Origin of the sequence: Thalassospira sp. MCCC 1A01428, assembly GCF_002115825.1 — a bacterium.
Taxonomy (GTDB): domain Bacteria; phylum Pseudomonadota; class Alphaproteobacteria; order Rhodospirillales; family Thalassospiraceae; genus Thalassospira.
Genome location: NZ_JFJZ01000187.1, coordinates 1 through 342 on the forward strand (window position 1 = coordinate 1; position 342 = coordinate 342).

Genomic DNA, 342 nt, shown 5'->3' on the forward strand with positions numbered 1-342 from the left:
ATATATCCCCGTCTTAGTGTCGGTATCGGGCTCTTCAGGCAAGGCGGGCCGCGCCGCGCAGTCAAAAGCGGATTCCGGTATATCCTGCTTGATATATTCAGTCCGCGTGATCACTTGCGGCCTGTTCGCGCAGGCGGTCAAAAAGCCCGCTAACAGCAGGACCAACACAACCATCATCAGGCGCATCGTTCACCCCCTTCAATAATTCGGCGAATTTGGTTTCCGCCTGCTTGCGCCGCTGCTGTTCGCGCAACATCGCCGCATCGGCCGCCGCACGGTCCGCCTGCATACGCTCAATGGTTTTCAGGTTCGCGGCATTGGCGTCGGCCAAAACCTGATAAC

At 57.9% G+C, this 342-nt stretch carries 1 protein-coding gene; it reads right to left on the reverse strand.

Annotation, left to right across the window (positions count from 1 at the left end; all coding sequences use genetic code 11):
* Positions 1-97 precede the first annotated feature (97 nt).
* A partial coding sequence (locus THS27_RS27130; RefSeq protein ID WP_168185045.1) for a hypothetical protein occupies positions 98-342 on the reverse strand: 245 nt, incomplete at its 5' end.